A 15,633-nucleotide genomic window follows, 5' to 3' on the forward strand; every position below is an offset into this window, starting at 1 on the left:
CTTTGAGATTTATGATTTACTCTAAGTTACTGCATATCAGTCTAAAAAAATATGATAATTATCATATCACAAACCTATGAATTTCAGAAACTTACAAGTTATCCAATTGATTATCAGTACCATTATCACTAATAGTCCAAAAGAACCCTACAAAGAAGAATTGGTCTGCAGCAGGACGCAAACTACGTCTAGCAAAATTACCATTCATGTCTGGTGTATTTGCATATTGATATCCATTAATATTTTTAAACCCTAAGACATTATTTACAGAGACATATAAGATTTTTTGTTGACTTATTAAATAGGCCCAATTTAGGCTTAAACTATTATAACTTTTCGTCATTTCTCCTAAAAACTCATTTGCATTTGGGTTATCATAAGGACGCCCAGAAGCAAAGGTATAAGCAAATCCAACTTGGCTTTTCCAATCATTAATCCAATACTTGGCAACAGCTGAGAAATTGTGAGTATTCGCAAAACCTGGTTGTGCTTGTGTGGGATAATTACGGTAATTACGTTCTGTATCTAGGTAAGAATAACTCAACCAATAGTCGACATTTTTAATACTTTTATTGTCTCTAAAAAACAAATCTAAACCTTGTGCATAACCTGAGCCTGTATTATCGAAGTTAGAATCAAAACTTTCCATTTGGGTATCAAACTTTACTAAGTCATTATATTCTTTTCTATACACCTCAGCTCTGAAAATTCGGCCATCAGTAACATGCTGATAATTCATAATATAATGTGCCGTGTTTTGAGTTTGCACTTCGGAATTGAACTTCAAAATATTATTATTGGCATTCTGATAAAAATTTCCGTAGGCTACAGATAATTGCCCGTTTTTTGACGTTTTATAAGCTACTGATGCTCTTGGCGCTATTTGAAACTCATCTGATAAGGCATAATGATCTGCTCTAACTCCTAATTTAAGGGCAAAGTCTTTACTAAATACAATATCAGATTCAGCAAAAGCGGCTGTATTGTTATTCGTAAAGCCGTAAGACACATTTAAGTCATTATTTGAAAATGCTTCGTCAAATTTCGTTGTAAAATGCTCTGCTCCAAAACTGAGTTTAAATCTGCTATTAAAACGCTTTTTAAACTTCAATTTTACATGAGCCGATTTTTCATCATTTTGAATATCATTACCTATAACCTCAATATCTGTTTTTGCAATGGTATAACTTAATCCTGTATGCATAGACCATCCATTACTTAAGACACCTTTATAAGATGTATTAGCATAGAAATTTTTATTATTAAGTTTAAATCGTACACCTTCAGTAATATTAATATCGTCTTGTGTTAGCTCAAAATTAGCAGCATCAAAAGCAGCATAAAATTTCAGCATTCCGTTTTCAAATTTCTGACGAAACACAGCCTCTCCTTGAGCTCCTTCATAAGGCTTGTGCCAATCATTACGATCTGAATAGACAGCTAAGTAAGGTGCAAGATTAATATAAGATGCATTCACACTTAGAGACGTTTTATCCCATTTTTTTGTATGACCTAAGCTTCCTCCCACACTCATAATACCAATATCAGTTTTATTTTGATCTGGCTCATCTATAGTATTTAATAACAAAACACTAGACAATGCATTACCATACTCGGCAGAATACCCTCCTGTTGAAAAAGTTATTCCATCAAATAAAAATGGTGAGTATCGTCCTCGTGTTGGTATATTATTAGTTGTTGGTGAATACGGTGTAAACACACGAATACCATCAATAAAAATTTGAGCTTCGTTAGCATCACCTCCTCTTACGAATAGTCGGCCGTCTTCAGAAACTGTAGAAGTTCCAGGCAGGGTTTGTAATGCGCCAACAAAGTCTCCAAGCGCACTAGCTGTAGTTACAACATCTAAAGAATTCAATACAGATACTTTACTGTTATCATTTGCTTCAAAGGTTCCTGCAGAAATGACTACAGCATCTAAAGCTTCCATATCATCCTTTAGTTTGATTTGAAGCTTATTAAAAGTAGTTACATTGGCTACAATGGTTTTAGTCTCATACGCCAAATAAGAAATGATTAAAGCTTGAGTTCCTGTTTCACTGGTTGAGAAACTAAAATTGCCGTTCTCATCTGTTGTGTCTCCATCATAGGTTCCATCCAAATACACATTGGCTCCTACAATAGGTTGATGTTTAGAATCGATGACTTTCCCACTCACTGTGGTTTGCGCAAAAGATACTGTTGTAATAAGAATAACTAAGAATTTGATTATTGATCTCATGGTTGATGATTTTTAACTGTTCGTTTTTGATAGGTCAAAGATGTAAAACAAAGACTGTGAATTAAATTCTATTTTACTGAATTGTTAAAATTGAATGCTGAATTGCATATTTTTGAAAACTGATTAATTCATAACGATATGATTACACTTTCAAAATCTGAAATTACCTTTAGCATTATTTTTTTCCTGATTGTTGTTGCAGAATTGGTTTGTGACAACACCGCTTCATTAACTCAGGCACATTACTTGACTAAGCCAGCCATAACATTGTCATTACTCACTTTTTTCTGGCTAAACAGTAATCACATCAATAACGCAATACGAATTTTAACAACTTTAGCATTAGTGTTTTCTCTAGCTGGAGATAGTTTATTAATGTTTGTAAACAAATCTCCAAATTATTTTCTATTTGGGCTTGTTGCCTTTTTAATTGCACACATCATGTATGTATTGGTTTTTTTAAAACATAGAAGCAAGAATACAAACCCAATAGGTTTTATCATCTTCTTATTACTGTATGCTGCTGGATTGTTTTACTTTCTAAAAAATGGACTTCAAGACATGCTCATTCCTGTTGTCGTTTATATGGTTGTCATTTTGAGTATGGCTACAACGGCATTTTTACGTAAAGGTAATGTAACGACATGGAGTTATATGCTTGTCTTTTTAGGTGCTATTTTATTTATGATCTCTGATAGCATTTTGGCATTAAATAAATTTTACAAACCACTCGCTTATTCAGGTATTAGCATTATGACGACCTATGCTTTAGCACAATATTTCATTGTTTTTGGACTCTTGAAGTTATCTAAAACCATGCGTTAAGGATGGTAACGACATCCTTTTTTGTGTTGTCACCTTGAGCGCAGTCGAAAGGGTTTTAATAAAAACAAAAAAGATATAGTGAACAGCCTGACCAACTGCAACACAAATGAAGGTTGTTAACGCCCAAATTCTATTTTTTAAACGGTCTTATAATAAGTCGCGCTGCTTTATCGAAGTTGATATAATTATAGGTCCAATTAAAGAAAACAATCACTCTATTTCTAAAGCCAACGAGCGACATAAGGTGAATAAACATCCAGATAAACCATGCGAAGAACCCACCAAATTTAAAATGCTTTAAATCGACTACAGCCTTATTGCGACCAATTGTAGCCATAGAGCCTTTATCATGATATGTAAATGGTTTAGGTGATTGATTTTTAGCAAATCTTATTAGGTTTCTCCCTAAAAGCTTACCCTGTTGAATAGCTGGCTGAGCAACTTGTGGATGTCCATTTGGATAGTTCTCTGTGGCCATAAACGCAATATCTCCAATCGCAAAGATATTGTCATAACCTTCAATTTGGTTAAAACGATTAACGAGATAACGATTGGTTTTCTCCTTGATAGATCCAGCTTTTAGTCCTTTAATTGGTGCGCCAGTAACACCAGCTGCCCATATTAAAGTTTCGGTTTGAAATTGCAAATCAGAATTGGTTGTCACTTTCAATCCATCATAATTAGTAACAAATGTATTTGTATGTACTTTAACCCCAAGGCTTTTTAGAAAGCTTTCTGCTTTTTTAGAGGCATGTTCACTCATTGGTGGTAATACACGATTTGCACCTTCTAACAAGTGAATGTGCATATCATTGGTATTTAAGTCATGATATTCTCGTGGTAATACATGGTTTTTAAGCTCGGCAATGGCACCTGCCAATTCTACGCCAGTTGGCCCTCCTCCAACAATCACAAAATTAAGATACGCTTTACGCTGCTCATCTGAATTTGCTATGGCTGCTTTTTCAAAGTTTTGAAGAATTAAACTTCTAATATTAAGTGCTTGAGGTACACTCTTCATAGGCATACTATTTGCTTCAATTGCTGTATTACCAAAATAATTAGTTTTTGTCCCAGTAGCGATAACCAAATAATCATATTTGATACTACCAATATTTGTATCAATCGAATTGTACTTGGTGTTAATCTTCTCAACATTAGCCAATCTAAAAAAAGATTGTTTATGCTTTTTTATTATTTTTCTTAGTGGATAAGCAATTGAATCGGGCTCTAAACCTGAACTAGACACTTGATATAATAGTGGTTGAAACGTGTGGTAATTATGTTTATCAAGTAAAACGACTTGTAAGTTTTTGTTTGCTAATGATTTTGCTAAATTGACACCTGCAAAACCACCACCTATGATAACGATTCTTGGATAATTAGATTCAGGAATATTCATAAAAAAGTGCCTTAAACTGACTTTTACAAAGATACGATTTACAGCTGTTAAACCCTTATTTTTAAATTAATGTTTATTGCGATGTAACGTTTTAAATTATAATGCTACTTATAGATAACTAACTGATCAAAATTTGAATAAAGAACTCGAACATAGTTTTGTTGAATTGCTTGAAAAGCATCAAAACATCGTGCATAAAGTATGTAGATTATATACTAATAACCAAGATGCGCATAATGATTTGTTTCAAGAGATTACTATACAATTATGGAAGGCATATCCAAAATTTAGAGGTGATGCAAAGTTTAGCACTTGGATGTATCGTGTAGGTTTAAATACCGCAATTACATTATACCGAAAGTCTAAACGAAGTATAAAGACTCAAGAATTTGAGAGTGTCTCTTTTAAAATAAAATCGGAAGCTTATGATGACACCGAAGAGCAGCAACTCAAATTATTATATAAAGCGGTACATCAGCTTAATGATATTGAAAAAGCACTAGTGTTTTTGTATTTAGAAGATAAAAATTATAGTGAAATAAGTGAAACCTTAGGTATAACAGAAGTGAATGCTCGTGTTAAAATGAATAGGGTTAAGAAGAAATTAAAAACAATACTAAATCCGTGATATTATGGATGAATTAGATTTATTAAAAAAGGATTGGCAGTCTGGAGTTCCCAAAGACGAAGTTAGATTGTCTAGTAAAGAGATTTACCCGATGATGCATAAAAAATCATCATCAATTGTGAAGACACTCTTCTATATTAGTTTAGGTGAATTAGCGTTCTGGATATTGATTAATACGTATCCTTATTTTGCATCTGCTGAATATAGAGCCGAACTAGAAGCCATGTATGGAAATGGCGCTGTATTACTTGGGTTAACAATTTTCACCTATTCTATAATTTTAATATTTGTGTACTTGCTTTATCGATCTTATAAATCCATTTCAGTAACAGATAATGCAAAAACATTAATGGAAAATATTCTTAGAACCAGAAAAATCATCAAGTATTATGTAATCTACAATTTAGTAGCTCTCTTTTTATCGATGTCTTATGGCTTATATTATATGGTTTATAAAAACCCTGAAATATCGCAACAGTTTGCTGAGTTTTCAAGTAAGCAAATGTTCATTGCAACCATGACAATGATTATTGCTACACTAGTTTTATTAATTGTTTTTTGGTTGTTCTATCGCATCATTTATGGAATTCTATTAAAACGATTAAATAGAAATTATAAAGAGCTGAAAAAATTAGAAGTATAAAACATGGAAGCAACCTTTAATATTGAGAATCATGCTATTACCTATACCATAAATTGGTTAGGAATAGAAACGATTTTACTCAATGGTAAAAAGATTTCTAAAAAACTCTCTTTAGGTAAACGTGTTCATACCTTTGAACTAATGATTAATGGAGTTTTAGAAACGATTCACATTGAGTCTAAGCAAAGTTTTGCGCTTGGTAACGTTACCATTAGCTTGTTTTTAAACGGGGAACTAAAAGACGAAAAAGTCATTAATTTTTATTCCGAAATTGGGACTCCAAAAACCAGTTCGCCAGATACCAATTCATCCAATTCAATGTTTTTAATTGGCGTAATGTTTATAGTATTATCCCTTTGCTTTGATTGGTCAAAGTTCTTTTTATTTCTTGGGTTGATATTTCTATTTGATGCTATTTGTAGAACAGAAATAGCATTAAAGACCTCAGAAAGCAAAACAGACATAGACAGTAAAGACCACTAATCTCTACCAGTCGCGAAGTTCTCTATTAAGGCGTTCTTTTTCTTCTAGAACCTCTTGAGGAATTACTTTTAAAAACGACGGATGCTGTTCGATGGCATATTCAATTTTTTCAACAATATCTGCTATAGATTCATTCTCATAATCTATTTCTAAAGGTGCTTTAACTTCAAAAGATTGGTATACATTTTTCTTTTTAACACGTAACCCCTTTTTATCAAACGAACGTCTAAATCCATCAATAACGATAGGGACAACAACAGGCTTGTATTGCTTAATGATATGTGCCGTTCCTTTTCTAATTGGTTTAAAAGGTGTTGTAGTACCTTGAGGAAAGGTAACAACCCAACCGTCATCTAAGGCTCTTTTAATACTCGTGATGTCACTCATCTTTACCTGACGGTTAACATCTTTTCCTTGTGATCGCCAAGTACGTTCGATACTAATAGATCCTGTATAAGCAAATATTTTAGGTATAAGTCCAGCCTTCATGGTTTCTTTGGCTGCTACGTAATACATATTGAGTTTAGGATTCCATAAATATCCTACATTCTTAATATTATCTAGTCGCCCACTAAGACTTGCATTAAACACATGAAACATAGCGATTACATCAGCAAAATAGGTTTGATGATTTGAAATAAATAAAACGTTAGTATCGGGAAGGTTTTTAATGATGTCTGACCCTTCGATTTGAAGTTCATTAAATCCTCTAAAACGCCTATGTGTTAGGAGGCCGAGAATTCTAATTAGCCATTTTTTTACAAAAAGTATGTGCCCAAAAGGGTTTCTTTTAAATAATCCCATTAATTGATAGTTATTAAGCGGAAAGACAAACTTACAAAAACTTAGGGTTACAGCACCTTTTTTAACAAGTCTTTTAATTCGCTAAGCATCATTGCTGTTGCTCCCCAAACCACATGACCATTAAGCATAAATGCCGGAACTTCAATTTCCACCTCATACGATGTCATTACTGCAACTTGGGTCTCATTAGAATCGTCAATAAAATCGGAAAGCTTTACTTCAATTAAATCTTCAACCTCCTCATCTTGCTTTACAAATTTTGGTGTATGGTGTGTAATTCCTAAAAATGGAGCTACGGTAAAATTGCTTGGCGGAATGTATAAGGGTGTCATGGACTTCAACACCTCAACGGTTTCGATAGCTACTCCAACTTCTTCTTGAGTTTCACGAAGTGCTGTATATTCGAGATTTGGGTCATCATTTTCAAGTTTTCCTCCTGGAAATCCTACTTGAGCTGAGTGCACACCTTTGTAAGTTTTTCTCAAAATAAGAATTAAATGCGTATCAAAAGTTTGACTAGGATAAAACAAAGCCATTACTCCAGCCTTTTTAGCATGTTTCATTTTGGCCTTATTCTCTTCAACCAATGCTTTTCGAAAAGGTGGCGACATTTTAAATTGTGCGTCTTCGCCTGGAAGATTTAGATTTTTTATTTTTGATACCGAATTAATGAACGTTTCAAAATGCATTCCCTTATGAGATTTTTTGTGCTTATCACTATTAGCTTACTAATTTTCAATTGTGAAGATAAACAATCTCAAAAGAAAAGCCCTACACAAACCTTAGATTCTACTCAAGTTAAGGAAGAACCTAAAACAACACTAAACGAGATCATTTCCGAAGACAAAGACTCCACATTTCTACTAACTAAGGATAATGCTATGGAATTCTTTTTACAGTATGACAAAGTGCATAAAGAAAATAAAGTGCGTATTGTAACCGACTTTGGAAATATTGACATTTTGTTATTTAATGAAACAAAATTCCATCGATCTAACTTCATTTACCTTGCTAAAAAGGGCTATTTTGATAACACACAGTTTTATCGCGTCATCGAAAATTACATCATTCAAGGAGGAAGTACAGATGACAGAGATGTGATGCGTAAACGTAGATACATAGGCAAGTACTTACTCCCAACAGATACCAAACGAGGCTTTCGTCATGATAGAGGCGTGATTTCGATGCCGAGTAGCGATATTGACAATCCTTATAAATTGGCCTCACCTTATGAGTTCTTTATTACCTTAAGAGACGTATATCAATTAGATGGTGATTATACCATCTTTGGAAGAGTGATTCGCGGACTCGATGTAGCCGATAAAATTGCAAATGTAGATACAGATGATGCCGATTGGCCTCTAAAAAATGTGTATATACAACGCGTAGAAATTTTAGATTAGTGCGTTTTTGAAGTCTTCAGATTTTAACACATTCACAACAATCTACCTCATCATTTTTAAGTACCTTCAGGCCTTAAAACCAATATTAATTTTCTAATGATTTCAAAATCCCTAAAAGCTACAGTTTTATGTAGCTTGGTTCTTTTTGCAGCCTGCAAAGAAGAATCAAAACCCGAAGAGCAAACAGCTATGAGTTACGATAATGTGCTTCTACAAGAATGGACAGGACCTTATGAAGGTGTTCCAGCATTTGACAAGATGGAAGCTAGCGACATTCAAGAGGCTATGGAAACAGGTATGGAGCTTAGTTTAAAAGAAGTCGATGAGATTGCCAATAATCCTGATGCACCAACATTTGAAAACACGATAGTAGCCTTAGAAGCTTCAGGTGCGAAACTGAATGATGTATTTACCTATTATGGTATTTTAAGTAGTAATATGTCGTCTCAAGAATTTAGAGATATTCAAGCTGAAATGGCTCCAAAACTATCTGATTACAATTCAAAAATTTCGCAAAACGAAAAACTCTTTAAGCGTATCAAAGCAGTCTATGAGGCTTCACAAAGCAATCCGTTACCTACAGATCAACAACGAGTGGTTGATTTAACTTACAAGAGTTACGAAATGAATGGTGCTAATTTAGATGCCGAGAAGAAAAAACGTTACGCAGAGATTAATAAAGAGCTATCATCCTTATACACTAAATTTTCGAACAACACCTTACACGATGAGGAAAACTATGTCACGTATTTGAATAAAAATCAGTTGGGTGGCTTGTCTGAATCGTTTATTAAATCGGCAGCAAAGATAGCTACAGATAAAGGTGAAGATGGCAAATATGCAATAACCAATACAAGATCGTCAATGGATCCGTTTCTCACCTATTCTACAGAACGTGATTTGCGAAAAGTAGTATGGACAAACTACTATTCTCGAGGAGACAATGGTGATGAATATGACAACAATGCCATTATTGCTAAGATTTTAAAACTCCGTAAAGAAAGAGTTGCCTTATTGGGTTACGATAATTATGCACAATGGCGATTACAAGATCGAATGGCAAAGACACCAGAAAACGCCATGGCTCTTATGGAAGCAGTTTGGCCTGCAGCAATTGCCAGAGTCGCAGAAGAAGTTGCAGATATGCAAGCTATTGCTGATGCCAATGGTGATAATATTACTATTGAACCTTGGGATTACCGTTACTATGCTGAAAAAGTGAGGCAACAAAAATATGATCTCGATAGTGATGAAGTTAAGCAATACCTACAACTAGACAAGTTAACTGAAGCCTTATTTTATACAGCAGGACGCTTGTTTAACTATAAATTTACACCTGTTGAAGAAGGAAAGGTCCCTGTATTTCATGAAGATGTTAAAGTTTGGGAAGTTACCGACAAAGATTCTGGAAAACACATTGGCTTATGGTATTTAGATCCATTTGCTCGTGAAGGAAAACGATCTGGAGCTTGGGCTACAACCTACAGAAGTTACACATCTTTTGAAGGAGAAACTAATGTATTAGCTTCTAACAACTCAAACTTTGTTAAACCAGCTCCAGGAGAACCAGTTTTAGTGTCTTGGGATGATGCCACCACTTTTTTCCACGAATTTGGACATGCATTACACTTCTTTTCTAGTAATGTAAAGTACCCAACCTTAAATAGCGGAGTAAGAGATTATACAGAATTTCAGTCGCAATTATTAGAACGCTGGTTATCAACAGACGAGGTCATCAATCAGTTTTTGGTGCACTATAAAACTGGCGAGCCTATTCCAGCAGCTTTAGTAGAAAAAATCAAAAATGCATCAACCTTTAATCAAGGATTTGGTACTACAGAATATTTGGCCTCTGCTTTAATTGATATGAAATTGCACTTAGCAGATCCAACTGATATAGATATTGACAAGTTTGAACGTGAGACATTAGCCGAACTTGATATGCCAAAAGAATTACCAATGCGTCATAGAACACCGCATTTTGGACATGTCTTTTCTGGTGAAGGTTATGCTACAGCATATTATGGCTACATGTGGGCCGATGTATTAACTAGTGATGCTTCGGAAGCCTTTAAAGAAGCACCAGGAGGTTTCTATGACAAGGAAGTTGCAGATAAACTTGTGAAGTATTTATTTGCTCCAAGAAATTCTATGGATCCTGCTGAAGCTTATCGTAAATTTAGAGGACGTGATGCAAAAATTGAAGCTTTGATGCGTGATCGTGGCTTCCCTGTGCCTAAAGCAGAATAAACAGACAGCTAATTAATAATTAAAATACCCCTTATCTATAATAATATTCAGGATAAGGGGTATATTTATTGATATAAAAGATGTTGTAAAGCATTACTCAGTCTCAAGTTAATAATTTTAAAAGTAGATTTATTAATCTGAATTGTTAACGGATATTTTAGCCAAATACAATTACTTTTATACTTTGGTTAATTGAACACAATAAAATATTTGAAAAATGAAAAAAATAATGCTTCCTCTAATTCTATTGGTAGTTTCTTTACCATCATTTGCAATAGATATAACTAGCACTTCTGCTTCACAAATAACAGGAGGTTTAAATGTAAATGTTGAAACTTTTTGGGTTCAAGGGTTTAGTTTATTAAGTAGTGATTTTTCAATAGAAAATAATATAATAAATCTTTCAATTTGTTTTAGAGATGAAGGCACTTTAGCGTATCACCAAGAAGATAATGACTTTTTTATCCCATTAACTAATAGTGGTAATTACACTATTAATATTGATGTCATTGTATCGTCACTGGGTTCTACAACATGTGATTCAACTGTCGTAACAGATACAGATTCAATTAGTGCGGAATATAACTCTTTATCAATCAATGATTTTGAAGGTTTAAAAAAGGAAAGTTTTATTATATTTCCTAACCCTGCATCAACAAAAGTCAATTTAAAAGTTGAAAAAAAATTCTTCAAACGAATTTATTTATTTGATAGCTTTGGTAGGATCATAATAAGATTAGATAATTTTCATAACGAAAATATTGAATTTGACATTTCTTACTTAAATCAAGGCGTTTATTTTATTGCAGTCGAAACTGACAATAGAGTTTTTCATAAAAAACTGTTGAAGAAATAACATAAGATGACAACATATGTAATACTTGTTTATTACCTGAACTAATTATAGTACTTTTTTTACTAGTTGGTCTAAATGACTGTAAAAAACTGTTCTTCTGATAAATTCCCAACCAATGATAAAATTCTTTAGAAAGATTAGACAAAAACTGCTCTCTGAAAATAAATTCGGAAAATACCTGACTTACGCCGTTGGAGAAATAATTCTTGTAGTTATTGGAATTTTAATTGCCTTAAGCATTAATAATTGGAATGAATCTAACAAACTGAAAAAAGAAGAAACACTCTATTTAAAAAGATTAAAAATAGATTTAAAAAAAGATGCTCTTTATTATAATAATAGAATCGATAGAGCTAATTTATTAATAAATCGGAACAATTTATTTTTACAAAAAATATATGAAGTACAAAACTCTATTGATGAATGTAGAGATTTGATGAATATTCCATTATGGTATTCTGAATACCTTACTATTCAGGACAATACCTACAGGGAACTCGTAAGTTCTGGAAAATTAAATTTTATTTCCAATCCAACTTTAAAAAAAGCGATGATTGATTATTATAGATTAATAGAGTCCAAAGTCAATTATATTAAAGAGTTTAATGAATTTTCCAGAGATCTTATGGCTAATCATGTCGGTGCTTATCCAGGAGCTATAAAAATTACAAGAAATCCAAAAGAGTGGACAAAAATTTTCAATGAGAGAACGTTTCGAATGAAAGACTTTGAATTCATTAATAATCCATCCAATTCACAATTTCAAAGTTTAGAGGACGTTATAATTGTCTATATTGACAAACATAAAGCTTTTATTAATCTATTCGATGAATTAAAAAACAATTCAAAAGATTTATTATTCCAAATTGACCAAGAATTTAAGAAAAACAAATAACGAAAGCGCAACAGCGTACATAGTCAATTACTAGTCCTACTTACACTCTGAAAACCCAATAGATTTTCCTCTGGTTCGTTTTCTTTTGTTAACTTAGTTATAACGAACGCAACAAACTATACTCGAACACGTTGGACTAAATTCAAATGATTAAAAAAAGAACATATTTAACTTTAAATCTAATCGGAATATTTCTTAATCTGATTTTAATAATATTTACACTTAATTTGCTGAATTTTGAATTAAAAAGTTTCTTGGCGATTCTGATTTGGTCAGTAATTGGTTATTCAGTTAAGACTTGGTTTTTCACACTTCCAATTTTAACAATCAAAAAGTTTTCTTTTGAGACGGATTTTAAGAAAATTGTTTTTTACGCAATGAGTCCACTCATATTGATTACAATTTGGTATAGTTTCATTTATGTATTCAATATTCAAGCCTTATATTTTGATTTTTCATTTGGATACATCCAAAGGTTTCCTCATGGAATTGTTCAACTTGTGACAATGTTAATTGTTTGTTTAATATATGTCATCTCTCTTACTATCACATACAAAAAACAGCAAAAAACCAAGCCCAACAACGTGTATAATTAATTACTCATTCTACTTAAACTCGGAAAATCCTGCGGATTTCCCTAATCGCTCGTTTCCTTTTATTAACTTTAACCTAACCAATACGACAACCCTTACAAGAACCCATTGACAAACATTAGAATGTATATTATGAAAAAAATTATTTTTTCGGCAGCAATACTCCTTTTAATAGGATGTAAAGATCATGAAGCTAAAAAAGACATAAAGCCAAAAGAGACCGAAGAAGTTGTCAAAAAGAAACGTCCAGTTGCTCTTGAAAATGGAAAGTTTTTCGAGGTTGATGGGAAGAAAATGTTATATGGTGGAGAACATAAAAATCAACACTTTAACATAACTGACTATCTACTCAAAGATGAACAGTTTCATTACGGAATTGGTCGTGAAAGATTTCCAGCATTATTAAAACCAGAATTCATTTCAGTCAATGAAGCAAACAAAATTTGGGCAGATAGCACGAGATTTTTACTTGCAAAATCTGGTAATGACATCAAGGCTTATTCTGTCAAAGACCTAACAAGACACGAAATTGTAAATGACGTTTTAGACGGGCAACCCATTATGGCTGCGTATTGCATATTAGCAGATTTAGGTGCCATTTATGAACGAAACTATGGAGATAAAGAACTTACATTTGCATTAAGCGGATACACCTACTATGACAAAGATGTTTGGAATGGATTGGATGGATTTGTATTTTGGGATAGAGAAACTGAAAGCCTTTGGTGGCCACTGATTGGAAAAGCTGTTTCTGGGCCTTTAAAGAATGTAAAGCTTATTGAGATGAATAAAAACAAATGGAGCGATACTACTTGGAAAAACATACGAGATAATTATCCTAGCGCAAAAGTTCTTAAGTCAGGACAGGATTTTGAAAGACCAACGGAATGGAAAAAAATAGAAGATGTAACTTCTATAATAGACAACTTTTCGAAAGAAAACCAATAATGTTTCCCAATAATGATGTATTGTTCATTACTAAGTCCTTCTTAAACTTTGGAGAATGCTATAAATTCCCCAAATGACCTTTCGTTTTACTATCTTAAACCTAGTCATTATAAATAACTAAAAAAACAGAATGCAAAAAACCATCATAACAACGCTCTTCATTATGTTTTCATTTTTTTCTAAAGGTCAATCCAAATTGGATGCAAAATTCTCTGAGGCCAACTCTGATATGAATTTAAGAAATATGTATCAAAGAATTGTGTGGCAAATGCAACCTACAAATCAATATCTGTTTGATCAAAATAAAGGAGAAGTAAAATATACAGTAAAAGAAAATGGCTACGAGGTAATTGCTACGCCTAAAATTTTGGGAACATTCAATCTTGATGACAAAACCTTTTTATGGGCAGATAAAAACTCGTCGATCCATGACCATCTAAATGACAAAGTAGCATCATTTAGAACAACTTTACCTAGAGCATATCAAAAGAATAAATTTAAATCTTCAACAGAATTCAACACCAATTTATTAGCTCTTTTTAGCTATCTATTGAATGCAAATGGTTTTGATACTCAGCGTCAAGACAATACAATAATGTATTATGCGCTTTTAAACATCAAGGTTTTCAAAGAAAAACAAGAACATTTCGTTATTGAACCTAATAACCATACAATACCGCTTCAAGTTCCGCAATATATTGATCTTATAAAAAAATTCCATAACGAAAAACTCAACGTCAATAAACAGTATAATAAAGACAACATAAGTTTAGATGAAGCGTTTAAACAAATTAAAGCTGTTCATCTAAAATATTGGCTAAATGAAGATCCCTACTTTTTTCCATCATTATCATGGCCTTGTGATTTTGATGAAAAATCAATTCTTGAATGGAAAGAATTCAAATTTGATGATGGTAGACATTTTGTAATGTACACGACAGATTTGGGTTGGACAACTCAATCTTATGCCTATGAAATAGATGTAATCGCTACTGGACATAAAGTGATCATAAACGAATATTAAAATCATACTACTGGATATAATAGATTAACCCTTAAACAGAGTATACACACATAAAATTTACTACTATGAAACGCCTAATTATCATTGCAAGCATTATACTATTCAGTTGTTCAACCTCTCCTCTATTGGCGCAACAAAATGACTTTATAGAAGATTATCTCGAGCGTCTAGAAAACTCACGTCAATATTTAATTCTTGTAGCCGAAATGATGCCTGAAGACACCTATAGTTTTAAAGCAACACCAGAATCTTTAAGCTTTGCCGAAAACTTGTTACATATAGGCTATGCAATGGATTGGCACAGCCAGTCTTTATTAGGTGGACGAAAATCCAGAGATTGGAAAACTGATACCGTCTTTAAAGTTGCAGATAAATCTAAAAAAGATATGATTGCATTAATAAACGAGACATTTAACAAAACCATTAACTTTATTAAAACATTTGACACCTCTCAACTAAATGATGAGTTAGACTATTTTGGTTTGAAACGATCTAAACGACAAATCTTTTCCTTACTCGCAGATCATATTACGCATCATAGAGGTCAAATGCTTGTGTATTTGAGGCTCAACGGTATTGTACCTCCTAGATATGTTTTGTTTCAGTAAGTTATATAATTTTACTATTAATTTTCTTT

At 32.8% G+C, this 15,633-nt stretch carries 15 protein-coding genes; 11 read left to right on the plus strand and 4 right to left on the minus strand.

Going from position 1 to position 15,633, the window contains the following annotated elements; all coding sequences use genetic code 11:
• Window positions 1–91 precede the first annotated feature (91 nt).
• On the minus strand, window positions 92–2,242 hold the full coding sequence (locus ACTU6T_RS01440) for a TonB-dependent receptor (protein ID WP_460219482.1): 2,151 nt from the start codon (window positions 2,240–2,242) through the stop codon (window positions 92–94).
• Window positions 2,243–2,380: 138 nt separating this feature from the next.
• Here ACTU6T_RS01440 and ACTU6T_RS01445 point away from each other — a divergent pair, with 138 nt between their 5' ends.
• Entirely contained in the window at window positions 2,381–3,067 is a 687-nt protein-coding gene (locus ACTU6T_RS01445; RefSeq protein ID WP_460219483.1) for a lysoplasmalogenase, read from the plus strand.
• A gap of 130 nt (window positions 3,068–3,197) precedes the next feature.
• Here ACTU6T_RS01445 and ACTU6T_RS01450 read toward each other — a convergent pair whose 3' ends face one another.
• The gene (locus ACTU6T_RS01450; RefSeq protein ID WP_460219484.1) at window positions 3,198–4,469 is read right to left on the minus strand and encodes an NAD(P)/FAD-dependent oxidoreductase; all 1,272 of its coding nucleotides are present in this window, start codon (window positions 4,467–4,469) and stop codon (window positions 3,198–3,200) included.
• Between the two features lie 133 nt (window positions 4,470–4,602).
• Here ACTU6T_RS01450 and ACTU6T_RS01455 point away from each other — a divergent pair, with 133 nt between their 5' ends.
• The 3 genes from ACTU6T_RS01455 to ACTU6T_RS01465 are packed head-to-tail and all read left to right on the plus strand — an operon-like array spanning window position 4,603 to window position 6,223.
• Complete coding sequence (locus tag ACTU6T_RS01455) at window positions 4,603–5,097, plus strand: RNA polymerase sigma factor (protein ID WP_460219485.1); 495 nt, start codon at window positions 4,603–4,605, stop codon at window positions 5,095–5,097.
• A gap of 4 nt (window positions 5,098–5,101) precedes the next feature.
• Window positions 5,102–5,740, plus strand: a complete 639-nt coding sequence (locus tag ACTU6T_RS01460) for a hypothetical protein (RefSeq protein WP_460219486.1) — start codon at window positions 5,102–5,104, stop codon at window positions 5,738–5,740.
• Between the two features lie 3 nt (window positions 5,741–5,743).
• Entirely contained in the window at window positions 5,744–6,223 is a 480-nt protein-coding gene (locus tag ACTU6T_RS01465) for a hypothetical protein (RefSeq protein ID WP_460219487.1), read from the plus strand.
• A 3-nt stretch (window positions 6,224–6,226) separates the two neighbouring features.
• On the opposite strand, the gene ACTU6T_RS01470 is transcribed toward ACTU6T_RS01465, so the two are convergent.
• Window positions 6,227–7,027, minus strand: coding sequence for a lysophospholipid acyltransferase family protein (locus ACTU6T_RS01470; protein WP_460219488.1), 801 nt, complete (start codon window positions 7,025–7,027; stop codon window positions 6,227–6,229).
• A 47-nt stretch (window positions 7,028–7,074) separates the two neighbouring features.
• Entirely contained in the window at window positions 7,075–7,716 is a 642-nt protein-coding gene (locus ACTU6T_RS01475; RefSeq protein WP_460219489.1) for an NUDIX hydrolase, read from the minus strand.
• 6 nt (window positions 7,717–7,722) lie between these two features.
• Between ACTU6T_RS01475 and ACTU6T_RS01480 the strand changes: the two genes are divergently transcribed.
• The 7 genes from ACTU6T_RS01480 (at window position 7,723) to ACTU6T_RS01510 (ending at window position 15,604) form a co-directional block, all read left to right on the plus strand.
• Complete coding sequence (locus ACTU6T_RS01480) at window positions 7,723–8,430, plus strand: peptidylprolyl isomerase (protein WP_460219490.1); 708 nt, start codon at window positions 7,723–7,725, stop codon at window positions 8,428–8,430.
• 96 nt (window positions 8,431–8,526) lie between these two features.
• On the plus strand, window positions 8,527–10,680 hold the full coding sequence (locus tag ACTU6T_RS01485; protein ID WP_460219491.1) for a M3 family metallopeptidase: 2,154 nt from the start codon (window positions 8,527–8,529) through the stop codon (window positions 10,678–10,680).
• Window positions 10,681–10,897: 217 nt separating this feature from the next.
• Window positions 10,898–11,536, plus strand: a complete 639-nt coding sequence (locus ACTU6T_RS01490; RefSeq protein WP_460219492.1) for a T9SS type A sorting domain-containing protein — start codon at window positions 10,898–10,900, stop codon at window positions 11,534–11,536.
• Window positions 11,537–11,651: 115 nt separating this feature from the next.
• A complete protein-coding gene (locus ACTU6T_RS01495; RefSeq protein ID WP_460219493.1) occupies window positions 11,652–12,431 on the plus strand; it encodes a DUF6090 family protein in 780 nt (259 codons plus the stop codon).
• 725 nt (window positions 12,432–13,156) lie between these two features.
• Window positions 13,157–13,972: a DUF3179 domain-containing (seleno)protein gene (locus tag ACTU6T_RS01500; RefSeq protein ID WP_460219494.1), complete on the plus strand. Its 816-nt coding sequence runs from the start codon at window positions 13,157–13,159 to the stop codon at window positions 13,970–13,972.
• A gap of 130 nt (window positions 13,973–14,102) precedes the next feature.
• Window positions 14,103–14,996 (plus strand): DUF6882 domain-containing protein, encoded by an 894-nt coding sequence (locus ACTU6T_RS01505; protein WP_460219495.1) that lies wholly within the window; start codon window positions 14,103–14,105, stop codon window positions 14,994–14,996.
• 65 nt (window positions 14,997–15,061) lie between these two features.
• Complete coding sequence (locus ACTU6T_RS01510; protein WP_460219496.1) at window positions 15,062–15,604, plus strand: DinB family protein; 543 nt, start codon at window positions 15,062–15,064, stop codon at window positions 15,602–15,604.
• Window positions 15,605–15,633 lie beyond the last annotated feature (29 nt).

The sequence above is a fragment of the Psychroserpens citreus genome, from assembly GCF_055686305.1.